Origin of the sequence: Corynebacterium kroppenstedtii, from assembly GCF_016894245.1 — a bacterium.
Taxonomy (GTDB): domain Bacteria; phylum Actinomycetota; class Actinomycetes; order Mycobacteriales; family Mycobacteriaceae; genus Corynebacterium.
Map to the genome: position 1 here is coordinate 1,154,174 of NZ_CP069792.1, position 23,054 is coordinate 1,177,227.

28 protein-coding genes are annotated in these 23,054 nt (G+C 55.6%); 18 read left to right on the plus strand and 10 right to left on the minus strand.

Annotated elements, in window-relative coordinates; all coding sequences use genetic code 11:
- Positions 1 to 4 precede the first annotated feature (4 nt).
- Positions 5 to 1,858: an alkaline phosphatase D family protein gene (locus tag I6J23_RS05070; RefSeq protein ID WP_204582767.1), complete on the plus strand. Its 1,854-nt coding sequence runs from the start codon at positions 5 to 7 to the stop codon at positions 1,856 to 1,858.
- A 176-nt stretch (positions 1,859 to 2,034) separates the two neighbouring features.
- On the plus strand, positions 2,035 to 2,988 hold the full coding sequence (locus I6J23_RS05075; protein WP_239455005.1) for an ABC transporter substrate-binding protein: 954 nt from the start codon (positions 2,035 to 2,037) through the stop codon (positions 2,986 to 2,988).
- 18 nt (positions 2,989 to 3,006) lie between these two features.
- Here the strand turns inward: I6J23_RS05075 and I6J23_RS05080 are convergent, their stop codons facing one another.
- Positions 3,007 to 3,435 (minus strand): hypothetical protein, encoded by a 429-nt coding sequence (locus I6J23_RS05080; protein WP_204582768.1) that lies wholly within the window; start codon positions 3,433 to 3,435, stop codon positions 3,007 to 3,009.
- A 565-nt stretch (positions 3,436 to 4,000) separates the two neighbouring features.
- On the opposite strand from I6J23_RS05080, the gene rpsH reads away from it, so the two are divergent.
- From rpsH to arcA, 10 genes are all read left to right on the plus strand, one after another.
- Positions 4,001 to 4,399, plus strand: coding sequence for a 30S ribosomal protein S8 (rpsH, locus tag I6J23_RS05085; RefSeq protein WP_012732404.1), 399 nt, complete (start codon positions 4,001 to 4,003; stop codon positions 4,397 to 4,399).
- 17 nt (positions 4,400 to 4,416) lie between these two features.
- A complete protein-coding gene (gene rplF, locus I6J23_RS05090; protein ID WP_204582769.1) occupies positions 4,417 to 4,953 on the plus strand; it encodes a 50S ribosomal protein L6 in 537 nt (178 codons plus the stop codon).
- On the plus strand, positions 4,953 to 5,348 hold the full coding sequence (gene rplR, locus I6J23_RS05095) for a 50S ribosomal protein L18 (RefSeq protein WP_046202887.1): 396 nt from the start codon (positions 4,953 to 4,955) through the stop codon (positions 5,346 to 5,348). Before rplF ends, rplR begins: the two co-directional genes overlap by 1 nt.
- A 43-nt stretch (positions 5,349 to 5,391) precedes the next feature.
- A complete protein-coding gene (gene rpsE, locus I6J23_RS05100) occupies positions 5,392 to 6,030 on the plus strand; it encodes a 30S ribosomal protein S5 (RefSeq protein ID WP_012732401.1) in 639 nt (212 codons plus the stop codon).
- A gap of 3 nt (positions 6,031 to 6,033) precedes the next feature.
- Positions 6,034 to 6,219, plus strand: coding sequence for a 50S ribosomal protein L30 (gene rpmD / locus I6J23_RS05105; protein WP_012732400.1), 186 nt, complete (start codon positions 6,034 to 6,036; stop codon positions 6,217 to 6,219).
- Positions 6,220 to 6,225: 6 nt separating this feature from the next.
- Positions 6,226 to 6,675, plus strand: coding sequence for a 50S ribosomal protein L15 (rplO, locus tag I6J23_RS05110; RefSeq protein WP_046202889.1), 450 nt, complete (start codon positions 6,226 to 6,228; stop codon positions 6,673 to 6,675).
- A gap of 278 nt (positions 6,676 to 6,953) precedes the next feature.
- Complete coding sequence (gene secY / locus I6J23_RS05115) at positions 6,954 to 8,282, plus strand: preprotein translocase subunit SecY (protein ID WP_204582770.1); 1,329 nt, start codon at positions 6,954 to 6,956, stop codon at positions 8,280 to 8,282.
- A 1-nt stretch (position 8,283) separates the two neighbouring features.
- Positions 8,284 to 8,838, plus strand: a complete 555-nt coding sequence (locus I6J23_RS05120) for an adenylate kinase (RefSeq protein ID WP_204582771.1) — start codon at positions 8,284 to 8,286, stop codon at positions 8,836 to 8,838.
- A gap of 90 nt (positions 8,839 to 8,928) precedes the next feature.
- Positions 8,929 to 9,774 carry a type I methionyl aminopeptidase gene (gene map / locus I6J23_RS05125; RefSeq protein ID WP_204582772.1) on the plus strand — a complete coding sequence of 282 codons (846 nt, stop codon included), beginning with the start codon at positions 8,929 to 8,931 and terminating at the stop codon, positions 9,772 to 9,774.
- Between the two features lie 138 nt (positions 9,775 to 9,912).
- The gene (arcA, locus tag I6J23_RS05130) at positions 9,913 to 11,283 is read left to right on the plus strand and encodes an arginine deiminase (protein WP_239455006.1); all 1,371 of its coding nucleotides are present in this window, start codon (positions 9,913 to 9,915) and stop codon (positions 11,281 to 11,283) included.
- Between the two features lie 43 nt (positions 11,284 to 11,326).
- Here the strand turns inward: arcA and I6J23_RS05135 are convergent, their stop codons facing one another.
- From I6J23_RS05135 to I6J23_RS05150, 5 genes are all read right to left on the minus strand, one after another.
- Positions 11,327 to 11,860 carry a sugar O-acetyltransferase gene (locus tag I6J23_RS05135; RefSeq protein ID WP_204582926.1) on the minus strand — a complete coding sequence of 178 codons (534 nt, stop codon included), beginning with the start codon at positions 11,858 to 11,860 and terminating at the stop codon, positions 11,327 to 11,329.
- Positions 11,861 to 12,050: 190 nt separating this feature from the next.
- Positions 12,051 to 12,425 carry a PRD domain-containing protein gene (locus tag I6J23_RS05140; RefSeq protein WP_239455007.1) on the minus strand — a complete coding sequence of 125 codons (375 nt, stop codon included), beginning with the start codon at positions 12,423 to 12,425 and terminating at the stop codon, positions 12,051 to 12,053.
- A gap of 8 nt (positions 12,426 to 12,433) precedes the next feature.
- Positions 12,434 to 12,592 carry a CAT RNA binding domain-containing protein gene (locus I6J23_RS10700; RefSeq protein WP_239455008.1) on the minus strand — a complete coding sequence of 53 codons (159 nt, stop codon included), beginning with the start codon at positions 12,590 to 12,592 and terminating at the stop codon, positions 12,434 to 12,436.
- A gap of 66 nt (positions 12,593 to 12,658) precedes the next feature.
- The gene (locus I6J23_RS05145) at positions 12,659 to 14,098 is read right to left on the minus strand and encodes a glycoside hydrolase family 1 protein (RefSeq protein WP_204582773.1); all 1,440 of its coding nucleotides are present in this window, start codon (positions 14,096 to 14,098) and stop codon (positions 12,659 to 12,661) included.
- 123 nt (positions 14,099 to 14,221) lie between these two features.
- On the minus strand, positions 14,222 to 14,896 hold the full coding sequence (locus I6J23_RS05150; RefSeq protein ID WP_239455009.1) for a PTS sugar transporter subunit IIA: 675 nt from the start codon (positions 14,894 to 14,896) through the stop codon (positions 14,222 to 14,224).
- A gap of 270 nt (positions 14,897 to 15,166) precedes the next feature.
- Here I6J23_RS05150 and infA point away from each other — a divergent pair, with 270 nt between their 5' ends.
- The 6 genes from infA to rplQ all read left to right on the plus strand — a co-directional run bounded on the left by infA (position 15,167) and on the right by rplQ (position 18,787).
- Positions 15,167 to 15,388, plus strand: a complete 222-nt coding sequence (gene infA / locus I6J23_RS05155) for a translation initiation factor IF-1 (RefSeq protein ID WP_012732387.1) — start codon at positions 15,167 to 15,169, stop codon at positions 15,386 to 15,388.
- Positions 15,389 to 15,667: 279 nt separating this feature from the next.
- Positions 15,668 to 16,036, plus strand: coding sequence for a 30S ribosomal protein S13 (rpsM, locus tag I6J23_RS05160; protein ID WP_012732386.1), 369 nt, complete (start codon positions 15,668 to 15,670; stop codon positions 16,034 to 16,036).
- A gap of 3 nt (positions 16,037 to 16,039) precedes the next feature.
- The gene (rpsK, locus tag I6J23_RS05165; RefSeq protein WP_012732385.1) at positions 16,040 to 16,444 is read left to right on the plus strand and encodes a 30S ribosomal protein S11; all 405 of its coding nucleotides are present in this window, start codon (positions 16,040 to 16,042) and stop codon (positions 16,442 to 16,444) included.
- 20 nt (positions 16,445 to 16,464) lie between these two features.
- Positions 16,465 to 17,070: a 30S ribosomal protein S4 gene (gene rpsD / locus I6J23_RS05170; RefSeq protein WP_012732384.1), complete on the plus strand. Its 606-nt coding sequence runs from the start codon at positions 16,465 to 16,467 to the stop codon at positions 17,068 to 17,070.
- Positions 17,071 to 17,197: 127 nt separating this feature from the next.
- Complete coding sequence (locus I6J23_RS05175) at positions 17,198 to 18,211, plus strand: DNA-directed RNA polymerase subunit alpha (RefSeq protein ID WP_012732383.1); 1,014 nt, start codon at positions 17,198 to 17,200, stop codon at positions 18,209 to 18,211.
- A 135-nt stretch (positions 18,212 to 18,346) separates the two neighbouring features.
- Positions 18,347 to 18,787 (plus strand): 50S ribosomal protein L17, encoded by a 441-nt coding sequence (gene rplQ / locus I6J23_RS05180; RefSeq protein WP_204582774.1) that lies wholly within the window; start codon positions 18,347 to 18,349, stop codon positions 18,785 to 18,787.
- 116 nt (positions 18,788 to 18,903) lie between these two features.
- On the opposite strand, the gene I6J23_RS05185 is transcribed toward rplQ, so the two are convergent.
- The 4 genes from I6J23_RS05185 to I6J23_RS05200 all read right to left on the minus strand — a co-directional run bounded on the left by I6J23_RS05185 (position 18,904) and on the right by I6J23_RS05200 (position 22,970).
- Positions 18,904 to 20,058, minus strand: a complete 1,155-nt coding sequence (locus I6J23_RS05185) for a glycosyltransferase family 87 protein (protein ID WP_204582775.1) — start codon at positions 20,056 to 20,058, stop codon at positions 18,904 to 18,906.
- Positions 20,059 to 20,518: 460 nt separating this feature from the next.
- Positions 20,519 to 21,118 (minus strand): hypothetical protein, encoded by a 600-nt coding sequence (locus I6J23_RS05190; RefSeq protein WP_204582776.1) that lies wholly within the window; start codon positions 21,116 to 21,118, stop codon positions 20,519 to 20,521.
- A gap of 246 nt (positions 21,119 to 21,364) precedes the next feature.
- Positions 21,365 to 22,045, minus strand: a complete 681-nt coding sequence (locus I6J23_RS05195) for a hypothetical protein (protein ID WP_204582777.1) — start codon at positions 22,043 to 22,045, stop codon at positions 21,365 to 21,367.
- A 241-nt stretch (positions 22,046 to 22,286) separates the two neighbouring features.
- Positions 22,287 to 22,970: a hypothetical protein gene (locus I6J23_RS05200; RefSeq protein ID WP_204582778.1), complete on the minus strand. Its 684-nt coding sequence runs from the start codon at positions 22,968 to 22,970 to the stop codon at positions 22,287 to 22,289.
- Positions 22,971 to 23,054 lie beyond the last annotated feature (84 nt).

Genomic DNA, 23,054 nt, shown 5'->3' on the forward strand with positions numbered 1-23,054 from the left:
TGTTATGACGAACAAGGAACGTAAGAACACACAGCGACAAGTAACCACGTCGTCCGAATCGACGAAGCCGGAGGGCCCTTATCGTGAAGCCGAACGGCCCGCTGGCCGGCACTCGTACACGCGCCGCAGTTTCTTGCGATCGTCGTTAGCAGCGGGCGGAACCATCGCTGCTGGTAGTGCCCTCGCCGGACGGTACCCTCGTGCCTACGCAGGTGACGCGCCGGGACCAAATACCGCCCCGCAGGAAGAATCCGTCGACACTGATCTCTTCCGCCACTCCGTCGCGTCGGGAGATCCACAACCGGACAGCGTCATCATCTGGACACGTGTGACCCCCTCGCCTGAGGCCACACCGGGATCGGAAAAAGGTGCCGACACCCGGGTCAGCTGGGAGGTATCTACGTCGCCAGATTTTACAAAAATCGTTCGAAGTGGCTACGAAACCTCTTCGGCAAGGAAAGATCACACGATCAAAGTCGATGTCAAAGACCTGCAGCCCGACACCCAATACTTTTATCGTTTTGCTGTTGAGCGCGACGGCAGGCCGCACTTTTCCCGCGTCGGCCGGACCCGAACCGCACTCGGTAGAGGTGGGGAGCGAACTGTTCATTTCGGTGTGGTCTCATGCAGTAATTACGAAGCCGGATACTTTCGGTCCTACCGCGACATCGCTGGACGTGACGACCTCGAATTCGTTCTGCACCTGGGTGACTACACCTACGAATATGAAACAGGCGGGTACAACGGTGCCTACGATTCGCAAGTTCGCGTCGTGCAACCGCCGGAGCGCACCACAACCTTGCAGGATTATCGCATCCGCCAGGGCTGTTACCACGAAGACCCTGACCTGGCCGATTGCCATGCAGCCAAGCCCTTCATCTGCATTTGGGATGATCACGAATTTGCCGACAACAACTGGCGTGAGGGGGCCGCGGGAAACTCAGCTGAACCCGATGACAACTATCAAGCCATTAAAGCCGCCGCGATGCAGGCCTATTTTGAATGGCTACCAGTGCGAGTGAGCGCGGGGAACCAAGGCTCACATCTGTACCGGAAGCTGCAATACGGAAACCTGATGGAATTCATCATCCCGGATTTGCGCACGTACCGCGATTATGAATTGGTTTATACCAATAAAAAGATGTTCCTTAAGACGGATCCGGATTTCATCCGCGCCGCCGGCAAGGATGATCGCTCCATGATGGGGCAGACCCAGTTTGAGTGGTTCGGGAACGTACTGTCCAGTTCTCCGACCACGTGGCAGATAGTTGCCAATGAAGTGATGTTCGCGCCCATGACTCTTCCCGACGGCCTTGACCAGCGCACCCATGATTGGTTAGTCACACAAATTGGGCTGCCGGACCAGGGTATCCCCCTCAACACTGACCAGTGGGATGGCTACATGGCCGAACGGCAAAAGATTATTGACCTCATCGCCGACACTAAGAAAAACGTTGTGTTCCTGACTGGCGATATTCATTCTTCATGGGCCAACGACATTCCGCGAGACATTCAAAAGTATCGTACCGGAGCATCTAAGGACGTTGTCGCCACGGAGTTTGTGACGCCATCCATCACAGCCAACGGGCTCTTTGAGACCGTTGCGAAATCGCGAGCATTGGACCAGCCAGCGCGGCAGGTCTCTACCACAACCGCCGACGTATTACGTCAGACCAACGCATGGTTCAAGTGGATAGATTTTATTCATCACGGATATATGGCAGTTAGCGTGTCTCCCGACGCTGTGGCGTGCGAGTGGTGGCACGTCGATAATGTTCTCTCGCCGCAAACTCCGTTTATGTCTGCTCGAAAATGTACGGCATTTAAAGGTAAGCCCGGCGTACATACTGACGCCTAGGTTATGAAATAACGAGTGTGTGTAACCACAGGCCGATATCCCTAGACTCCCACTGTAAGGCTTAGCTAAAGTGATATGTGTTCCGTGACCGAGACCTACGTATGCGGTCAACATATCGCGTGAATGAGGCCCACGTGGGATTTCGATCGCCTCATCCCACAGTGAAAGGGGTATTCGTGCCAACCAGTCGTCGTAACTTTTTGAAATCTTCCCTCGCTATTGCTGCATTGGCCACCACAGCCGGCGTCGTCAGTGCATGTAGCAACGACGATGATGATAAGAGTAGCGATAATTCAAACGACAACGACCGCATCGCCGCTATCGGATGGGGGGATTACTGCACGCTCCTAGCGATGAACATCACGCCGACCTTCATCTTGACCCCTATGGGGATGGATGAGAAGAAAGACAATGGTGTTGGCCCCTGGGCAAGCGACAAAGTCCAGGGGAAAGATATCACTATCATGGCGGCGACTTCCCAGGAAATTGGCAACGACGTATTGGAAAAAATTGCCGCCGCAAAGCCGTCGAAAATTATCGCCGTTAATTCCGGGCTGAAAGATGATGAAAAGAAGCGGCTCAACGATATTGCGCCGACGACTGTTCATTCCGATCAGTACGCTGACTACCAGGTGCCGTGGGATGCTCAAGTCAAAGAAATCGCCAAGGCCGTAGGAAAGAAATCCGACGGCGACAAGCTCGTCAGCGACACGAAGAAAAAATTTGACGATTTCTCATCGTCACACCCGGATCTAAAAGGTAAGAAAGCCGCCACAGTTATTGCCATGCAAGGTCAATTTGCTGTGTATATCAGTGGCGATGGACGCGGACAGTTTATTAAGGACCTGGGATTCGTCATTCCGGACGAACTTAATAAGGGAGATAACGGCCAGTTCTATAAATATCTCTCGGCCGAAAACCTCTCACAGCTCGACGAACTCGACTACCTCTTCCTGCTTGATTACGCCGGGAGCAATGAGGAAGCGAAGAAAAACCCACTGTTCCAGAACGTTAAAGCTGTTAAAGAAGGGAAAATGCGGGAGATTTCTCAGGACACCGCAACGGCCATGAGCCTTCCCAACCCGCTGACCATTCCGTGGGCGATTAAGCAGTTTGACAAGGCTATTTAGCGGAGAAGTGGGGCCGAGCTACTTTTCGAAGGGAAGTTTCTCGGCTCTCCCCGAGTGTCCTTGGTACCCCTCGTGATCACCAGTGTGCAGTGTGAGCTGCATGATCGCCCCATTCTTCGATGTCACATGGTGAACGACAAAAGCTGGAACATAGTGCACCATCCCCGGCGTCAACGTGGTCGTTGTGAACTCCTTATCATCGACGTCTGACGGATCGGAAGCTTTCCTAGCGACAGCGAATTCGACTTCGCCGTCGATCACCTGAACGGAGATCGGATGTGGGGCATGATGCGAATCAAGCCGCTGACCTGGAGCAAAGTGGAATGCGACGATAGTCGCCCCGTCTGCTGTGGCTAAGCGCTGCGCGGCGGGGAAATCGCCCTCCTTGGCGGCCGGGGCCTCGTCAATAATATTGAGAACAAATGGAGCATGCGGTGCGAAGGGCATGGCGTGGCTCTTCCTTCTATATCGGGCTATATCGGATTGCGATATCTGATGGATGATCTGGTGACCTCATCGTAACCCCGAGCGTGCGCGGGGTGTAGCCCCCTTTGGGGTGCATAAGTACAGCGCGTTGCGCGGAAAGATTCATCGCATTCACCGGCGTCGGCAAGCGATTTTGAAAGAAATACCCTGGTTGTTAGACTGCTTGAGTCTTTGTACATCTACTTTGTTGTAGGCCCACCCGCCTCACAGCGTCCCTCGAAGACAAGCAGCGAGCCGATCAGTTACTGAGCTGGTACGGCGCCCCTGAGTGGTTCACCTGAACCCTCGGCAATAATCCTGTCACTCTGGCTAACTGGAGAAGGATAAAACCCCAGCTAGATGGATTAGTTGCGTGCGCGGAATCGTGTAGCACCTAATGCGCAGACAGCGATAGTGACATTGCCGGGGGATTTTCTGCGGTCATAGTCATTATGGTCAGCACCGGGAACCCATCAGTCGCTTGCCCGAAACGGGGATAACGCGTGGTGGAAGGGAACCGCAGCGAGAAAGGCACTAGGTCACATCCATGACCATGACAGATCCTATCGCCGACATGCTGTCGCGCGTGCGCAACGCAAGTAATGCGTACCACGACACTGTCTCGATGCCTTCGTCAAACCTCAAGGTCCACATCGCAGAGATCTTGAAGCAAGAAGGCTACATTGCTGACTTCACCGTTGAGGACGCCAAAGTCGGTAAGACCCTGACCATCGAGCTGAAGTACGGCTCCACCCGCCAGCGTTCGCTGTCCGGTGTGCGCCGCGTGTCCAGCCCTGGTCTGCGCGTCTATGCAAAGTCCACCAACCTGCCTCAGGTCCTGGGTGGCCTGGGCGTGGCTATCATTTCCACGTCCCAGGGTCTGCTCACTGACCGTCAGGCTTCTGAGAAGGGCGTAGGCGGAGAAGTTCTCGCCTACGTCTGGTAGGGGAGGAGTGAACACACATGTCGCGTATTGGTAACTCACCAGTGGCGGTTCCATCCAACGTCACCGTCACCATCAATGGGCAGAACGTTGAGGTCAAGGGTCCGAAGGGCACCCTGGCTATCGACGTTCCGGAGCCCATCTCCATTGCTCAGGAAGGCGACGAAATCGTCGTCTCCCGCCCCGACGATCACCGCAAGAGCCGCTCTCTGCACGGCTTGTCGCGCTCGCTGATCAACAACATGGTTGTCGGCGTGACTGAGGGCTACACCATCAAGATGGAAATCTTTGGTGTTGGCTACCGTGTGCTGGCTAAGGGCAGCGACTTGGAGTTCTCCCTCGGCTACAGCCACCCGATCCTGATTAAGGCACCGGAAGGCATCACCTTCGCCGTGGACGGACAGACCAAGTTCTCTATCAGTGGTATCGACAAACAGCAGGTGGGGCAGCTCGCCGCGAATATCCGTCGTCTGCGCAAGGACGACCCCTACAAGGGCAAGGGTATCCGCTACGAAGGTGAGCAGATCCGCCGCAAGGTCGGAAAGACGGGTAAGTAATGAGCAACGACAACAAGCGTCTCCCTATCGGTAAAGACATTGCCACTCGCCGTCGCGTGGCTCGTAAGGCTCGCCACTTCCGCATTCGCAAGAACCTCCGTGGCACCGCTGAGACCCCGCGCCTCGTCGTGCACCGGACCTCACGGCACATGCACGTCCAGGTTATCGACGACACCATTGGCCACACCCTGGCCGCTGCGTCGTCCATCGAGCCTGAAGTCCGCGCCATGGAAGGCGACAAGAAAGCTCGTGGTGCAAAGGTTGGCGAGTTGATCGCCGAGCGCGCCAAGGCGAAGGGCATTGAGACTGTCAAGTTTGACCGCGGTGGCTACAAGTACCACGGTCGCGTCGCCGCACTGGCCGACGCCGCACGTGAAGGTGGTCTGAAATTCTAATGGCCACGCATAGCACCGCACTCAACAACGGAAGGATCGCGTAATGCCGGGACGTGAACGGCGTGACGGCGGACGCTCCGCCGACAAGAACGACAACAACAAGGGCCGCAACGACCGCGGCCGCAATGATCGCAACAACCGCCGCGGACGCGGCCGTGACGACGACCGCAACCAGTACATCGAGCGCGTCGTCACCATTAACCGCGTCTCCAAGGTTGTGAAAGGTGGTCGTCGCTTCAGCTTCACCGCCCTCGTCATCGTCGGTGACGGACAGGGCATGGTTGGCGTCGGCTACGGCAAAGCAAAAGAAGTTCCCGCCGCAATCCAGAAGGGTGCCGAAGAGGCTCGCAAGAACTTCTTCCGCGTGCCCATGATTGCCGGAACCATCACCCACCCGGTCCAGGGCGAGGCTGCCGCGGGCATCGTGATGCTCCGCCCAGCTGCCCCCGGTACCGGTGTGATCGCTGGTGGCGCCACCCGTCCGGTTCTCGAATGCGCGGGAATCCAGGACGTTCTGTCGAAGTCCCTCGGCTCCGACAACGCCATCAACGTTGTCCATGCAACCGTGGATGCCCTCAAGCAGCTCGTGCGCCCCGAAGAGGTCGCCGCCCGTCGTGGCAAGTCTGTCGAAGAGGTCACCCCGACTCGTATGCTGCGCGCTCGCGCAGGGCAGGGGGCGTAAACCATGGCACTGAAAATCACACAGGTTAAAGGCACCGTCGGTACCAGGAAGAAGCAGAAGGACAATCTTCGGTCCCTCGGCCTCAAGCGCATTCGTCACTCAGTCGTCCAGCCCGACACCCCTCAGGTGCGCGGGATGATCAACGTGGTTCGCCACTTGGTCACGGTCGAAGAAGTGGCGGGGGAGTAGGAAAATATGAGCGAACCCATCAAGCTTCATGACCTGCGCCCAGCGAAGGGCGCGAACAAGCCCAAGACCCGCGTAGGCCGCGGTGAGGCATCGAAAGGTAAGACCGCTGGTCGCGGTACCAAGGGCACCAAGGCACGCAAGCAGGTCTCTGCTGCGTTCGAAGGTGGCCAGATGCCGATCCACATGCGTCTGCCTAAGTTGAAGGGCTTTAAGAACCCCAACAAGGTCACCTACCAGGTGGTCAACGTTGCGGACCTCCAGAAGCACTTCGAAAACGGTGGCGACGTCACCATCGCCGACCTCGCCTCTGCCGGCCTGGTCCGCGCAAAGCAGCCGGTCAAGGTTCTCGGCGACGGTGAGATCACCGCGTCGGTCAACGTGACCGCAACAAAGTTCTCGGCCTCTGCAAAGCAGAAGATCGAGGCTGCCGGTGGATCCGTCACCGAAACCAAGTAATCAAGCGATCATCATCGCTGGGCCCCGACCCCGTGGCTGTTCGTGAGACTCTTTACGCAGCGTCGTAATGGAAATCACAGCCAACGTGGTCGGGCAAGTCTGAACTGATAGGAAAAGAGGGCGGCCTTCACCTAAGTAGGTGAAAGGGTCGCCCCTTTTTGCTCGAACAGGCCTTTTCCTAGTCTGAACGGATAGGTCTTCAACCGCCGGTGCTGCTAGAGTGTGTTAGTCGTTGGCCTGCGCCTAAAAATTTATGCCTTACTGTCTCAGGAGGATATGTGTCCGCTTTCCTCTCGGTATTCCGGGACCCTGACCTTCGCAAGAAGATCTTGTTCACCGTAACAATGATCATCTTGTACCGGATCGGTTCCCAAATTCCCACACCAGGAGTCGATTATTCGAGTATTACTGATCGCTTACATGATCTGAACCAAGATCAAAGCTCCGTGTACTCGATGATCAACCTGTTCTCGGGTGGGGCGCTCCTTCAACTATCCATTTTCGCCATCGGCATCATGCCGTACATTACGGCCTCGATTATCGTTCAGCTGCTCACAGTGGTCATTCCAAAATTTGAGCAGTTGAAGAAGGAAGGCCAATCCGGCCAGGCCAAGATGACCGAATACACCCGTTACCTGACGGTAGGCTTAGCCCTCCTCCAGTCGGCGGGCATCGTTGCACTGGCCGATCGCCAGCAACTCTTGGGTGAAGGCGTCCAAGTTTTGGATTCCGACGTTGGCACCTTCGGTGTCACCATGATGGTTCTCGTTATGACAGCGGGTGCGGTCCTCGTCATGTGGCTCGGCGAACTCATCACGGACAAAGGCATCGGCAACGGCATGTCGCTGCTTATTTTCGCTGGTATCGCCACCAGGCTTCCTGCCGACGGTGCCGCCATCCTCCGTGGCTCGGGCGGGCTGGCTTTCGCCCTCGTTGTCGTCGGGGTCCTCATCCTGGTCATCGGGGTTATCTTCATCGAGCAAGGGCAGCGGCGTATCCCTGTTCAGTACGCCAAGCGCATGGTGGGGCGTCGTCAATACGGAGAGACATCTACGTATTTGCCGCTGAAGGTAAACCAGGCGGGTGTTATTCCGGTCATCTTCGCTTCGTCACTGATCTACGTGCCGGTGTTGATTACGCAGATCGTCAACTCTTCGCAGACGAACGTCAAGAACAACTGGTGGCAGCGAGATGTCATTCAGTATCTGCAGAACCCGGCCAGCTGGCAGTACATCATCTTGTATTTCGCCCTCATCATCTTCTTCAGCTTCTTCTACGTGTCCATCCAGTATGACCCGTATGAGCAAGCGGACAACATGAAGAAATATGGTGGCTTCATTCCTGGCGTTCGCCCGGGCCGGCCGACAGCGGAGTATCTTGGTTACGTAATGAATCGTCTGCTGTTCGTCGGTTCGCTTTACCTCGGTGTCATCGCTGTGTTGCCGAATATCTTGATCGATATGGGTATTTCCTCGTCAGGAGGAACCCACGGTTCGCTCCCATTCGGTGGTACTGCGATTCTGATTCTCGTGAGCGTGGGCCTGACAACAGTTCAGCAGATCGAATCACAATTGATGCAGAGCAACTACGAAGGGTTCTTGAAGTAATATGCGCCTCGTTCTACTTGGCCCTCCCGGTGCTGGTAAAGGCACCCAGGCAGCCATTCTTTCCGACAAGCTCGGCGTTCCCCACGTGTCCACCGGTGACTTGTTCCGGGAAAATATCGGTAACAACACCGAATTAGGCCAGGAAGCAAAAAGCTACATCGACGCAGGTAAGCTTGTGCCCACGTCTGTCACCGTCAAAATGGTCAAGGACAGGCTCAGCCAGGACGACGCTGCCGACGGATTCCTCCTCGACGGATTTCCGCGAACAGTGGAACAGGGCGATGAACTCAAGGGCATCCTCGACGGCCTTGGAACCAAGCTAGATGCGGTTGTCCAGTTCGACGTTTCCGAAGACGTCGTTGTGGAACGCATGTTGGCCCGTGGACGCGCAGATGACACCGAAGAAGTGATTCGCACGCGCCTCAAGGTGTACCGCGATGAAACCGCGCCGCTGCTGGAGTACTACAAGGACTCCATTATCCGCATCGTGGCCGAAGGATCCGTCGAAGACATTAATCAGCGGACCATGGAAGCCCTCAAGGCTTTGGATTCCTAATTTGCTTCCCTCCCCGTCGGTTTAACTGCCTGGAGCAGTACACCACGGGGAGTTTTGTTATATCTGTCCCCACATCGTAAAGGCATCACCATGGCTTTTCGTCGCCGGAAGAAGAAAATCGCTGCAAAAACACCGGAAGAACTCGACCAGATGGAACGCGCCGGCGCGATCGTCGGCAATGCTCTCGTTGCCGTGAAAGAGGCGGCTAAACCGGGAGTCAGCTTGCTCGAGCTTAATGCGGTGGCCGAACGGGTTATCAGGAATGCAGGAGCCACACCCACCTTCTTAGGATACGGGGGCTTCCCCGCGTCTATTTGCGCGTCGCGCAACGACGTCGTTGTCCACGGAATCCCCACTTCCGAGGAAATAGTGGAAGCAGGGGATTACATCTCTATCGACTGTGGCGCCACCCTCAACGGCTGGGTCGGCGACAGTGCCTGGTCATTCGGTATCGGCGAAAATGGTGCGTTGCAGGGCGACGAGTTGCCGGACGACCCCGAATCCGCTGCCGGTGGCTCGCTACGCTCCTTGGATAAAGCCACCCAGGACGTACTTGCTGCCGGCATACGCGCCATGGTGCCGGGAGCCCATCTCACAGACGTATCTCACGCCCTGGAAAAGGCCACACGCGAGGCTGAAAAGAAATACGGCGTCTCACTGGGGATTGTCGATGGCTATGGCGGGCACGGAATCGGCCACGAAATGCATGAAGATCCTTATCTCGCGAACGAGGGCCCAGCAGGCCGCGGCCCACTAATCCAAGAGGGATCCGTATTGGCGATCGAGCCGATGCTGACACTAGGGACCTATGACACTGCCGTCCTTGACGACGATTGGACAGTGATCACCACCGACGGAACATGGTCCTCACACTGGGAACACACAGTGGCAGCCACGGCGGGCGGACCACGGATCTTGACACCACGGCCGGAGTAGAGCACCCGGAATAGAACGCCCGGAAGTGATCGTGGCGCACCCATACAAGTGGGCACACTGATAGAGAATCGAAGGCCGATCACCCCTGACAAAGCCTTTGTCCTCACATAGTCCGTGCCCGCGGAGGAGGAAAACTTAATGTCCTCGCATTTATCATCATCTGAAGAGTCCAACCGTGAAGGGCCCAACCGCAGCGTTCATCATGCCCTCGGAACGGCCGCAACCACGACTAAGGGCATCCCCGCAGCAGAGGACCCGTCGGACGGAAAACCAACAATCGGTGCATGGTCAGAGGTCGGTACTCTCCGTGAGGTACTCGTATGCGCACCCGGCCTTGCTCATCAACGGCTGACACCACGAAATTGCCACGACCTCCTTTTCGACGAGATGCTGTGGGTAGATCGTGCCCGCCACGACCACCACGACTTTGTGGAGCAAATGCGCGACCGTGGCGTCACCGTCTTAGAGCTTCATGATTTGCTGCGTGAAACCGTGGAGATCAATGAGGCCAGGGAGTGGATTCTGGAGCGATGGTTGACACCGAACTCGGTGGGTCTGGGGCTGGCCGAAGAACTACGCGGGTGGTTTTCGTCGCTCCCCGCAGAGAGGCTAGCCACTCTATTAATTGGCGGGCTTGCGTTCACGGACTTGCCGAAGGAATTTAACCGGTCAGTGACTAGTGCGCTGTTTGGGCATCGTGGGGAGCTGGAATTTATTCTGCCACCGCTGCCGAATACCCAGTTCACACGGGATACCACGGCATGGATATACGGCGGTGTGTCTATCAACCCGATGCATTGGGCGGTCCGCGAGCGTGAAACAATCCTATTGACCGCAATTTATCGCTTCCATCCACGTTTCGTGTCACGAGATTTCACCGTGTGGTACGGCGATCCGGACGAGAAAAACGCATTGGCCACCCTGGAAGGTGGCGACATTATGCCGCTAGGGTCGGGCATAGTTCTCATTGGCATGGGGGAGCGGTCGTCGTGGCAAGCGATTTCGCAGCTCGCGCGCAGTTTATTCCTCCAGGGTGCCGCAAAGCGGATTATCGTAGCGGAGATGGCTCCCGCCCGCGCCAGCATGCACTTGGATACAGTCTTTACGTTTTGCGACCGAGACGTCGCGACAGCATTTATGAATGTGGTGGAGGCGATTCGGCCATTCACCCTGCTGCCGTCGGATAAGCCCCGTGGCTTCCAGATTTACCGCGAGGAGCGGTCATTTATTGACACCGTGACCAGCGCTTTGGGGCTGGATGAGCTCCGCATCGTGCCAACGGGTGGCGAGGCTTTCGCCGCCGAGCGCGAACAGTGGGACGACGGCAATAACGTGGTGGCCCTGGAGCCGGGTGTTGTTATGGGATACGACAGGAACGTGCACACCAACGCGCTTCTGCGGGAAGCCGGCGTGGAAGTGTTGACCATCAATTCCGCGGAGCTTGGTAGGGGGCGAGGCGGAGGACATTGCATGACGTGTCCGATTCTGCGCGACCCCGTGGAGTACTAAGGCCCTAGCCGGGGAAGGCCTTAGCGAGGGTTCCCGGATACTTTTAGATTTCGCGTTTGATGCGAGCCGGATTCCCCGCGGCGAACGTGTGCGAGGGGATGTCTCGCGTGACGACGGAACCTGCGCCGATAACAGCATTGTCGCCGATCGTGACATTGGGGCAGATGATAACGCCGCCGCCGAGCCACACGTTATTCCCTATTGTGATGGGCCCAGCACTTTCGACGCCGGCCTTCCGCGCGTCGTGATCCTCCATGGGGTGAAGCGGGGTGAGTAACTGGCAGCGTGGCCCGATTTGAACGTGATCGCCCAGCGTGATGGGGGCGGGGTCAAGAAATATGGCGTCAAAGTTGATGAAGCACCCGTCGCCGATGGTGATGTTGAAACCGTAATCGCACCAAAACGGGTGTTGGATAAAGGACTTTCCGAAGCTTTTAAAAAGGTTGCTGTAGAGGCCATGGCGCTGCGTGATGTCGAGAAGACTTTGGTCATTTATTTCGGCGAGTGTGCCCAAACAGTCCAGGTGGGCCTGGACGAGTTCAGGGTCGCTGGCGTCATAGTTCTGCCCGGCAATCATCTTGTCATGGTTGCTTGCAGTCACGTGTCCTCACCTCGTCGTTGTGCGCGGATTCTGGTGCTGAGATGCACGGTTGCTTACATGCATGGTGTATTTAAGCATGCGGTGCTTCTAATGGAGCTGCTCCACACTAGTGGAGGCCAGTGTAGCTGGGGATTCGGCTGAGTGTTGCTCCGCTGTAACGGAGAATTCAGGGGTTAATGGGGCCAATTTCCGCACTAAGCCGAGTGACGTGGAGCGCGAGGTACGCTCGTTCATCGTCGGTAAGCTCTGTGTCCAGCCGCAATTCCAGGACACTAGCCAGCCGGTCAGCGCACAATACTGCGTCGGGGTGTGACTGTTCAAGGCTTTCGCGAAGAAGTGACATTCCTTCGTTCAGCTGATTGCCATTGCGCACGCGGACGAAGAAATATCGCATGTGGGTAATAAACCGGGCGGCGTTAACGGACGTCCTATCCATCGCTATCCCCAGCGAGGAGTCCACGATGTTGAAAAGCTGAGAGAACAACCCAGTCATAGTGTACGTATCACTGAGGTCATCGGTATGGAAAGCCGCGTTAACCACATGCAGGGTTATTGCTGTGGCCTCGGCATGGGGGAGTGGAGGCTGGTGCCGACGCGCTGCCCGGCTTTCATGCCGAACCCCACGCCCCCCCCGGTGAGAACAACCTCCCCGCCATCGTCGCGCGTGGCCAGCACGACATTGTTGTTCAGTACCCTTACGATTTTCACGGTAGCTCCTGTACCTGGCGTGCTTTATTTCCTCAGTGGCCTTATCTCCTTAGCGCCTCTGTTGTTTTATCGTTTGAGGCTCTCACCATTCGTTGCGATGACGTTCTTGTACCAGTCAAAGGAATCTTTGCGGTACCGCTGTAACGAACCCGAGCCATCCGAATTGAGATCGACGTAAATAAACCCATACCGTTTACGAATTTCGGCAGTGGAGGCAGAAATCAGGTCAATACAGCCCCATGATGTGTATCCCATGACGGGGATATCATCTTTAATTGCTTCTTCGACTTGCACGAGATGGTCGTTCATGTAGTCAATACGGTATTGATCATGAACCGCTTTACCCTCAGGAGCGGAAGCGTCGTCGACGAGTTTATCGACGGCACCGAGTCCGTTTTCCACGATGAACAGCGGTTTGTGCCACCGGTCCCACATTGAGTTCAGGGCATAACGCAGGCCTTCGGGATCGATAGCCCAGCCCCACTCGCTGACGTCGAGCTCGGGATTGACGACGCCCCCCATGATGTTGCCTTCGCCGCGCTCAGCTTCTGGATCAGCGCTTTCCGCCACCGACATGTAATAAGAGAAGGACACGAAATCGACCGTGTTGTTCTTCATGACGTCGAAGTCGTCGTCGGTGGTGGTCAGCGTGATGTTGTTTTCCCTGAACAGCCGTTTGAGTGTGTGTGGGTATTCGCCGAAGACATGGATATCGCCAAAGCAGGCGTCGAGTTGTGTTTCGTATTGGGCTCGTAAGGCGTCGGCAGGTTTGGGTGTCAGCGGATAGCGGGGAATGCTGAGTACCATGCAGCCGATTTGGTTATTTGGATCGATCTCGTGTCCGACTTTCGTAGCTCGCGCGGAGGCGACCAAAATGTTGTGAACGGCCTGGTAGATGTCGGTATCGGAGACATCCTCACGGGAGGCCTCGATGGCTCCACCAATGAATGGTTGGTGCAGGATGGAATTGACCTCATTGAAGGTGAGCCAGTACTTCACGCGACCCTTGTATCGGTTAAAAATAGTCCGCGCATATTTTTCGTAGAAATCAATGAGTTGGCGGTTCTTCCACCCACCATAGGAGCGCGCCAGATTGAGGGGCGTTTCGTAATGGGAAAGAGTGATTAAAGGCTCGATGCCGTGCTTTTCTAATTCGTCCAGAACCTTGTCATAGAAAGCAAGCCCTTCTTCGTTTGGCGCATTGTCATCGCCGTTGGGGAAAATACGAGACCACGCGATAGAGAAACGGAATACTTTAAATCCCATTTCAGCCAACAGAGCAATATCGTCGGCATAGCGATGATAAAAATCGATCGCGTGGAGTTTGAGATTATCGTCGGTGGGTTCCTCGGTGGGAGGTGCCATCAGCCCCTGAGGGAGCACATCTTGGATAGAAAGCCCCTTGCCACCCTCGTTATACGCTCCTTCAATCTGGTTAGCCGCTGTGGCCCCTCCCCATAGGAAACCTTTGGGAAAAGCGGATTGGTTTTCGTGGGATAGAGACATGTGTTTTCCTTTCGATGGTGTGTCCCAATGGTGTGGGTAAGCTGTTTTTACTGCCGCTTGGACAGCTGGTTGGACAGCTGGTTGTATAGCTGTTTGTACAGCTGAGGCAGTTCCGCCGTTAGCTTATGGAGTGACGGTAAATAACACGTCATGGCTGACGGAACGACCAGCAGAGACGTTCGGTGAAACATTGGCAAGCTTCCGTGAATTGGTGACTACAACCACAGTCCTGTCGTCGTAGCCGGCTTGAGTGATGGCCCCAAGGTCTGCCGTTCCCAAAGGCTGCCCGGTTGTCACATGGTCCCCCCTTGACACAAATGTTGTGAAAGCTTCACCGTTCATTTTTACCGTATCGACGCCGACATGAATAAGAACCTCGACGCCCGATGCTGACCGGATTCCGTACGCGTGACCTGAACGCGGAGCCGCAATCACGGTGCCTTCCACGGGAGAAGTGATGACGCCGGAAGACGGCTTAATGCCAACGCCCGTTCCAATCGCGCCCGAGGCGAATACTGTGTCCGGAACATCCTTGAGGTCTATGACAGTTCCTTCGATGGGAGACACCACTATTGCCGACGCTGCACGGCCGGTGGTGGGGGACTCCGCGGGAGCTATGGGAGACGTCTCGGAGCCTGTGTGTTCCGTCGGCTTTATTTCGCGCTTATCTTCGTGACCTGCGTGCGTAGTAGATCCCTGGGCGGGCGACTGTGATTCATGTCCTGGGATTGCGATGGCCTGATCGGTTTTCTTCTCCGCGTAAGGAACAAGGAACCAGCTGGTGATGAACGCAATCACGATTGCCGTTCCGGAACCGATGAGCTGAGCCGCGAAGGAACCGATAAAAGGAGGGTATTCGGTGGGCTTGGGGATGACATCGTCATGAGCGTCGTTGAACTAGACGTTTTCGCAGGTGATGTGTATTATTTCTGAACGGTGTCTTTCAACGACATGAGAGACATTGAAATCTGCCTCGTCGGCCGGTGAGAAAAGGCCAGACAAGGCAGTTTTACCTGCATAAACGTAGTCAACCAGATGCTTGCCGAAGCATCGGGAAACGTGGAGGATATGGCCAAGAAGGAAGGCGCCATCGAGGTCGAAGGTCGTATTGTCGAGCCTTTGCCCAACGCGATGTTCCGTGTAGAGCTGGATAACGGGCACAAGGTGCTCGCTCATATTTCCGGCAAAATGCGGCAACACTACATCCGTATTCTTCCCGAGGACCGTGTCGTGGTGGAGCTCTCTCCCTATGACCTGTCCCGTGGACGTATCGTCTACCGCTACAAGTAAGCAGATTTAGACCTATCAGCCTCCTCATCTCCGTAGGGCGGTAGAGCTTCCATGGCCCACCATTTAGCGGCCATCGCACAGTTTGAAAGACAATTGTCTGGTTAACAGTTTGATTGACCAGGCTTGTTTCCGCCCCACGAAACAGCCTCTGGCCACGGTGGCCGGAGCCTTGTCACAAGCTTCATTGCGCTACTCGGCGCCGACCGAGCACCATTGATGACCAATCGTCAAGGACGAATGGGGAGAAAACCACCGTGACAACCGGAAGGATTTTGCCATATGGCACGCCTTGCAGGAGTTGACCTCCCGCGCAACAAGCGCATGGAAGTCGCTCTTACTTACATCTATGGCATTGGACCAACCAGTGCTAAGCAGCTTCTTGAGAAGACAGAAATCTCTCCTGACCTGCGTACCGACGCTCTGACCGACGATCAGGTCGCGAAGCTTCGTGACGCTATCGAGGCCGAGTACACCGTCGAAGGTGACCTCCGCCGCCAGGTTCAAGCCGACATTCGTCGGAAGATTGAAATCGGCAGCTACCAGGGTCTCCGCCACCGTCGTGGCCTGCCCGTCCGTGGTCAGCGCACCAAGACGAACGCTCGTACCCGTAAAGGCCCGAAGAAGACGATCGCAGGAAAGAAGAAGTAATATATGCCTCCGAAGACTCGTTCCGGCGCACGCCGTTCTGGCCGTCGCGTCGTCAAGAAGAATGTGGCCAACGGCCACGCCTACATCAAGTCCACTTTCAACAACACCATCGTGTCCATCACGGACCCCAACGGTGCTGTTATCTCTTGGGCTTCCTCCGGACACGTCGGGTTCAAGGGATCCCGTAAGTCCACCCCCTTCGCCGCACAGATGGCCGCAGAATCCGCAGCTCGTAAGGCTCAGGAGCATGGCCTGAAGAAGGTTGAAGTTTTCGTCAAGGGCCCGGGGTCAGGTCGCGAGACCGCCATCCGTTCCCTGCAAGCAGCCGGCTTGGAAGTCAATTCCATCTCCGACGTCACGCCACAGCCACACAATGGCTGCCGTCCGCCGAAGCGTCGCCGCGTTTAAGGGAAGAGGAGAGATAAACAATGGCCCGTTATACCGGTCCCGCAACACGTAAATCCCGCCGTCTCCGCGTCGATCTTGTCGGTGGAGACGCCAACTTTGAGCGCCGCCCCTACCCTCCGGGACAGGCTGGCCGCGCCCGGATTAAAGAATCCGAATACCTGCTCCAGCTGCAGGAGAAGCAGAAGGCACGCTTCACCTACGGCATCATGGAAAAGCAGTTCCGCCGGTACTACGCCGAAGCGCACCGTCGCCCCGGCAAAACCGGTGACAACCTGATGGTCCTTCTGGAGTCCCGTCTGGACAACGTCGTGTACCGTGCTGGTCTTGCCCGCACGCGTCGCCAGGCACGCCAGTTGGTTTCCCATGGTCACTTCACCGTCAATGGTAAGAAGGTCAACGTTCCGTCCTTCCAGGTTTCCCAGTACGACATCATCGACGTGCGTGAGAAGTCTCGGAAGATGGTCTGGTTCGACGAAGCACAAGAAGCTCTTGCCGACGCCGTTGTGCCCGCATGGCTTCAGGTTGTTCCGTCAACCTTGCGCATCCTCGTGCACCAGCTGCCCGAGCGCGCTCAGATCGAGGTTCCGATCCAGGAACAGCTGATCGTCGAGTTCTACTCGAAGTAACAGCATCGCCGCTGTCGGCCATGTCGCTGTGGCCTTTATCGGTTACAGCGTTCATCGTCGCCACGGTTTATTCCACTTGTCCCTTCCAGGCGTCATATAGCGGTCGCCACCAGGAGGAATTACATCCATGCTCATTTCACAGCGTCCACAGTTGACCGAGGAATACATTGACTCCTCGCGCTCACGGTTCGTCATCGAGCCGCTCGAGCCAGGTTTTGGTTACACCCTTGGCAACTCGTTGCGTCGTACGCTGCTGTCATCCATCCCGGGTGCAGCGGTCACTAGTGTCCGCATCGAGGGCGTCCTTCACGAATTCACGACGGTTCCCGGCGTGACTGAAGATGTCTCCGACATCATCCTGAACATCAAAGGTTTGGTCCTCTCGTCGGATTCCGACGACCCGGTAACCATGTACATTCGCAAAGAAGGACCGGGCGAGGTCACCGCGGGTGACATCATGCCTCCGGCCGGTGTGGAAATCCACAACCCGGACATGCACATCGCCACGCTGAATGAGCAGGGCAAACTCGACATCGAGCTCGTCGTTGAGCGTGGGCGCGGATACGTTCCCGCTGCCCAGGCGACCGGTGAGATCGGGCGTATTCCCGTCGACCAGATTTACTCACCTGTTCTCAAGGTGAGCTACAAGGTTGAAGCAACGCGTGTTGAACAGCGTACGGACTTCGACCGCCTGGTCATCGACGTCGAGACCAAGAACTCCATCACCGCCCGCGATGCGATGGCATCCGCTGGCGGAACCCTGGTCGAGCTTTTCGGACTCGCCCGCGAACTGAACACCGCCGCCGAAGGTATCGAGATTGGCCCCTCCCCGCAGGAGAGTGAGCACATCCAGGCCTACGGCATGCCTATTGAGGATTTGAACTTCTCCGTGCGCAGCTACAACTGCTTGAAGCGCGAAGAAATCCACACGGTCGGTGAATTGGCATCGCGTACCGAGTCCGATCTTCTGGACATCCGCAACTTCGGACAGAAATCCATCAATGAAGTCAAGGTCAAACTTGCTGGCCTGGGGCTCGCGTTGAAGGATGCGCCCGAAGGCTACGATGTATCGGAAATCGAAGGCTATGACGCCGAAACAGGCGAGTGGATAGACACCGAAGGCGAAGACATCGCCGAGTAACTAGCGGTATCGCCTACTCTGACCTCCGCAGCGTCGGCAAACGGTTGTTCCGGGTTCGTCCTGGAGTAGCGCTTATGCCTGAGGCGGACGAGTAGAAAAGTCGCTCACAATTTATCGTCACGAGGAGAATATTCCATGCCTACCCCTAAGAAGGGAGCCCGGCTCGGAGGATCCCCATCCCACCAGCGGAAGATCCTCTCTAACCTGGCAGCCCAACTTTTCGAACACGGCGCTATCCGCACGACAGACGCCAAAGCTAAGTTGCTGCGGCCCTACGCCGAGAAACTCATCACGAAGGCGAAGTCCGGCACCCTCGCTGATCGTCGCAACGTCGCGAAGTTGATCCCGAACAAAGAGATCATTTCCGTGCTTTTCGACGACATCGCTCCGAAGGTGGCCGACCGCAATGGTGGCTACACCCGCATCATCAAGCTGGAGAACCGCAAGGGCGATAACGCCCCCATGTCGCAGATCTCCCTGGTGACTGAGGAACTCGTCTCCAGCGAAGCCAGCCGCGCCACCCGCGCAGCAGCTTCCAAGAAAGCTGAAGAAGACGCAGCTTCTGAGGCGGAGTAAAACACGCCAAGGGCTTGCCGTGGCGTCTTCGCGGTGAGTCTGATACAGCGCCTAATACAGCAGTGACCTGCATGGATGCGACTCCACGCAGGTCACTTTGTTATATCTACACTATGTCAGTTTTCTCGATCATTCTTGCGGGTTGGTCTCGTCCAATTATTTTCATTCCTGCGGAGTGGTCTCGATCTCACGTGTCTACTAACGTGGGCGGGCCTCGCTCGATCTTTTCCGTCACGCGTCGATGACCAATAATTTTTCCCACCAATTAACAGGGTGCCGATAAGCAACATAACCCACGACAACATGGTCCAGGAGAATAAAATTACTCCCAGCACGTGATTAGGTGAAAAAATAAAAGGATTCATTGGGAGAATAGACGCGAATCCCGCGCCCAGAACCACTCCGTCGGCCCTACCCCAATATTTGATCGTAGTTAGAACAGGAATAAAAAATAACGTGTAGTACTGCTGCCCTAAACTTCCTGCCAAGATTGCAGCGAGTAAAAGCGCGGTTGACGCCGTTGGTATAAAGACCTGTGGCTTAGCAGCGTAATACTTCCACGCTAGAAAAACAGCCAGGAGTGCGGTGGCCACAACGATCACCCGGAGCACAAAGACCACGAACCCTGGCCAGTGCTGAGCTAAACCCACCCCGACTATGGATAAGTTCGCATAGTCCCGGGGCGTCCTTATGTACGGAACCAATGTTGTGCGGTATGTGTCAGCATCTTTGACAAGGAGATAGCCTAGGAGATTGAAGACAATAGGCACCCCAGCCGCTAGTCCGAGGGACTTCCACATTCGTCGAATACCAATAAGTAGAACGAGGACAAAGAAAAATGGTTTAATTAACCCAAGGAAGCCGATAGCAGCTCCCGTGCGAATTGACTGACGTTTAATAAGGCCGTTTATCGCTACCGCGAGGAGAAAGAAACAAATTCCGTTAACGTTGGAAAAGGTCAGTGTATTAGTGACGTTTTCGGTGAAGTATGCAACAGTAACTGTTGCTGGAAAAAGAAAACCACCCAATGAGTGCCCCGCGACGCGGAATAGAAGAGCTATTCCGATGATGATGGCGATGGAATTTACTAAGATAAACCACCATCGAGAGGTTTCCACATCACTAGATATCCATCCCACGGGCGAAAGAAGAACTGTGGCACCGGGGGAATATAAATAATGAGGATCCCGTGTTGATAAATCTTCAATAAAAACCGGGTGACCGTGAACGAAATTGACTAAGGCTCGGTGGAGGTTAGAGAAGTCGTCCACTCGGTCGGGAGTATTGAATGGCCTAATAAAAGTCCGCCACAGTACTGTGACCAAGCAAAACGCCCACGCCGCGACTGTCGGACCCCGGTCGCGTTGAAGTGAATGATGGCGGTGAGGTGGAGCCCCGGTTTTCCAGTCATAGTTGGAATGGCGTGGAGGACGGCGTGGCTGTCCCGAGTGTTGTTGGTTCGCCCTGTGATCAATATTTGCCCCGCGAGACACATGATTTGCCCCGCGAGACACATGCCTCGTATGAGTTGACGCGCGGGACATCGATTCTGTTGGAACATACCGGGGCATTGTCCAGTCTCCTTACTCCGGGCGGTGCTGGATTTCCGCACATCAGTCGTCGATTTTTAACGGCGAGTTTTATTCTCCTATCCTTTATATTCTTTACTGATGACCTACTATTACAGCGATCCAGGGTCGCCTTATTTATGGTCTGCGGAATTACGCGTGTTTATGCTCCACATTCATTTTGGTCACTGTGCGTCGACGTATACGCGGGTGAGTTGTAGTCACAAACCGTCGTCTGGATTACTGAATCTGTCGCAACGCCGTCCTTCACAGTGAATGTTATTGGCGTCCCGGGCTTTAACATGTCATCGTATTTATTCCCTTGGGGCTCGACGTCTTTAATAGTCGCCGTGATGGTTCCGTTTGACGCGTCGCCTGTTGCCGAATCCACTGTGACGGTCGCATCGTAATCCTTCCCCATCGCGCCATAGTAGCCGACGAAGTTCCCAGTCCCATCCGGCTGAATCTTTAGGCTGCGACCATGCCCAACCCAACTGCCAACAGCCCATCCGGCGGGTCCGCCGGCCGCCCCGGCTCCTTCGTCTTTCGCAGCCTGGGAATCCTGTGCGCTCGGAGTTGCGGCTTTGTCGTTGGAAGTGGGTTCGGCACTGGTCGACGTCGTCGATGATGATGTTGCTGAATTAGAGTCAGCGGCCGAAGACTCGTCACTCGAACATGCTGCCAGGCTCAAACTAGCGGCAGCGATGACGCCGATTGTGGCACAACGCGTGAAACCTGAAAAACGGCGATGAGTATTGTGCATGAAGATGTGTCCCCCTTGGAAAAATAGCAGTGATGGGTCACGGCATCACATAGGCATGATAGCTAGGGCTTTCGGGCTAGCCTTTTGGTGATTCCATTGGAGTTCAGTACTGCCCGCGTTAATTATGGCATCGTGGAGGGGACCACAGGGTCACAATTAATCATAATGAGCTTGGGTGCAATCAACTCAGGGGCGGGGCCGGGCGCATGAGTTAACGCACGCATCAGTCGTCAGAAGTACGTTCGTCTATACTCCGCATTCACTTTGATCACTGTGTGTCGACGCGTATGCGGGTGAGTCGTAGTTGCAGACTGTCGTCTGGATGACTGAGTCTGTCGCAACGCCGTCCTTCACGGTGAACGTGATCGGCGTCCCCGGCTTGAGCATGTCATCGTATCGGGTTCCTTGGGGTTCACTGCTATCCACTGTGGCAGTGATGGTGCCGTTCGACGGATCACCTGTCGCCGAATTCACAGTCACTGTTGCGTCGAAATCCTTCGCGACAGCCCCGTCGCGACCGATAAATCGGCCAGTCCCATCCGGCTGAATCTTTAGGCTGCGACCATGCCCAACCCAACTGCCAACAGCCCATCCGATCCCTTCGCCAGTAGCGGCAGCGGCTCCACCAGCGTCACCTTCTGCCTCATTCGCAGCAGGAGGTTGCTGTGCCTGTGGATTGTTCGCCCGGTCGTCGGGAGTGGGTTCGGCACTTGTCGACGTCGCCGTCGTTGATGCCGACGAAGTGCTGGATGACGAACTCGATGAGGATGATGATGACGAGCTACTCGACGATGATGAGACAGAGCTGGAGTCAGTGGATGAAGAATCGTCATCTGAACATGCTGCCAGGCTAAAACCAGCGGCAGCGATGACGCCGATAACGGCGAAACGTTTGAACCCCGTTACGTGGCGACGAGTGGTGAGCATGAACCTGTGTCCTCCTTGGAAGACCTAGCAGAGATGGGACAAGACACCACACAGCCACATAGCCTCGGCCATTGGTTTAGTTTGGGTGATGTCCATGGCACGTTGAATACTATGTTCTGTTAATTATGGCATCGTGGGGGCTTTGTCGAGGTCACAATCCGATCACAAATGGGGAGCAGGGGAGGGGTCGAGTGGTGTAGTGCCCACCCACAGCGCACCTTGTGCACTGGTAATTCGACCGTTAAGCACCACACTCGGGCACTGTCCCGTACGCTGCCCTATATTCAGGTAGTTCCGAGTTGCAGAAGGGCTCCGATCCTCGCTCACTCGCTATACCGTTTTCTACTTCGAAGGAGTAGATCTTTCCGGTAGTATCCCCGCCGGCATTTTGGCTACTAACCACCTTCACAGTTATGGTCCCTTTTCCACCATCTCCGGAGGAATCGATGAGTTGAAGAGTTTCCTTAGTAGCTCCCACTCCCGTGGGGGGATCGGCTACTAGTTTTCCAGAGCCATCCGGATTTATTTCCAGGAGTCGTCGGTGTCCCTCCCAGTGACCAACTACCCATGAAGGGACATCAACGGCCGCTTCATTCTCAGTGTTCGCTTTGTTTTCTTCTGCCTGTGAGTCAGCGTCTGAGCTATCAACATCGGGATTGGGCTGATTGTTCCCAGAATTGTCAGCAGTTGGGGACATCGAATTGCTAGTGGCGCTGCTGCGGGTACTCGATGGAGCAGAAGTTGTCTTTGTCGACGTGGTTGTCGACGTTGTTGATGAGCTGTTATTATCGTCACCATTCGAGTTACAGCCGACGAGTACCGTGCCCAGGGCAGCGCCCAAACAGAGCGTGGCGACCTGTTTACGCATGCCGAACTTTTGTTGAGTGGGAAGCAATGATTCGGGGAGCAACGAGGGGAACTTCATAGTTTTATCTTGACGCACTTAGTGAGTAGACGTGAAGGAATAGAAGATATGAGTTCGGGCACGAAGACTCATCGTCAAGGCTCA

What these genes read in the sequence shown, in the direction of transcription:
- rpsE (WP_012732401.1), top strand. Translation starts at nt 5,392, where the DNA reads ATGCCGGGACGTGAACGGCGTGACGGCGGACGCTCCGCCGACAAGAAC.
- I6J23_RS05145 (WP_204582773.1), bottom strand. Translation starts at nt 14,098, where the DNA reads ATGTCTCTATCCCACGAAAACCAATCCGCTTTTCCCAAAGGTTTCCTA.
- rplR (WP_046202887.1), top strand. Translation starts at nt 4,953, where the DNA reads ATGAGCAACGACAACAAGCGTCTCCCTATCGGTAAAGACATTGCCACT.
- map (WP_204582772.1), top strand. Translation starts at nt 8,929, where the DNA reads ATGGCTTTTCGTCGCCGGAAGAAGAAAATCGCTGCAAAAACACCGGAA.
- I6J23_RS05195 (WP_204582777.1), bottom strand. Translation starts at nt 22,045, where the DNA reads ATGCTCACCACTCGTCGCCACGTAACGGGGTTCAAACGTTTCGCCGTT.
- arcA (WP_239455006.1), top strand. Translation starts at nt 9,913, where the DNA reads ATGTCCTCGCATTTATCATCATCTGAAGAGTCCAACCGTGAAGGGCCC.
- I6J23_RS05120 (WP_204582771.1), top strand. Translation starts at nt 8,284, where the DNA reads ATGCGCCTCGTTCTACTTGGCCCTCCCGGTGCTGGTAAAGGCACCCAG.
- rplO (WP_046202889.1), top strand. Translation starts at nt 6,226, where the DNA reads ATGAGCGAACCCATCAAGCTTCATGACCTGCGCCCAGCGAAGGGCGCG.
- rpsK (WP_012732385.1), top strand. Translation starts at nt 16,040, where the DNA reads ATGCCTCCGAAGACTCGTTCCGGCGCACGCCGTTCTGGCCGTCGCGTC.
- rpsM (WP_012732386.1), top strand. Translation starts at nt 15,668, where the DNA reads ATGGCACGCCTTGCAGGAGTTGACCTCCCGCGCAACAAGCGCATGGAA.
- I6J23_RS05135 (WP_204582926.1), bottom strand. Translation starts at nt 11,860, where the DNA reads ATGATTGCCGGGCAGAACTATGACGCCAGCGACCCTGAACTCGTCCAG.
- rplQ (WP_204582774.1), top strand. Translation starts at nt 18,347, where the DNA reads ATGCCTACCCCTAAGAAGGGAGCCCGGCTCGGAGGATCCCCATCCCAC.
- rpsD (WP_012732384.1), top strand. Translation starts at nt 16,465, where the DNA reads ATGGCCCGTTATACCGGTCCCGCAACACGTAAATCCCGCCGTCTCCGC.
- I6J23_RS05175 (WP_012732383.1), top strand. Translation starts at nt 17,198, where the DNA reads ATGCTCATTTCACAGCGTCCACAGTTGACCGAGGAATACATTGACTCC.
- rplF (WP_204582769.1), top strand. Translation starts at nt 4,417, where the DNA reads ATGTCGCGTATTGGTAACTCACCAGTGGCGGTTCCATCCAACGTCACC.
- I6J23_RS05070 (WP_204582767.1), top strand. Translation starts at nt 5, where the DNA reads ATGACGAACAAGGAACGTAAGAACACACAGCGACAAGTAACCACGTCG.
- infA (WP_012732387.1), top strand. Translation starts at nt 15,167, where the DNA reads ATGGCCAAGAAGGAAGGCGCCATCGAGGTCGAAGGTCGTATTGTCGAG.
- I6J23_RS05200 (WP_204582778.1), bottom strand. Translation starts at nt 22,970, where the DNA reads ATGAAGTTCCCCTCGTTGCTCCCCGAATCATTGCTTCCCACTCAACAA.
- I6J23_RS05190 (WP_204582776.1), bottom strand. Translation starts at nt 21,118, where the DNA reads ATGCACAATACTCATCGCCGTTTTTCAGGTTTCACGCGTTGTGCCACA.
- rpsH (WP_012732404.1), top strand. Translation starts at nt 4,001, where the DNA reads ATGACCATGACAGATCCTATCGCCGACATGCTGTCGCGCGTGCGCAAC.
- rpmD (WP_012732400.1), top strand. Translation starts at nt 6,034, where the DNA reads ATGGCACTGAAAATCACACAGGTTAAAGGCACCGTCGGTACCAGGAAG.
- I6J23_RS05080 (WP_204582768.1), bottom strand. Translation starts at nt 3,435, where the DNA reads ATGCCCTTCGCACCGCATGCTCCATTTGTTCTCAATATTATTGACGAG.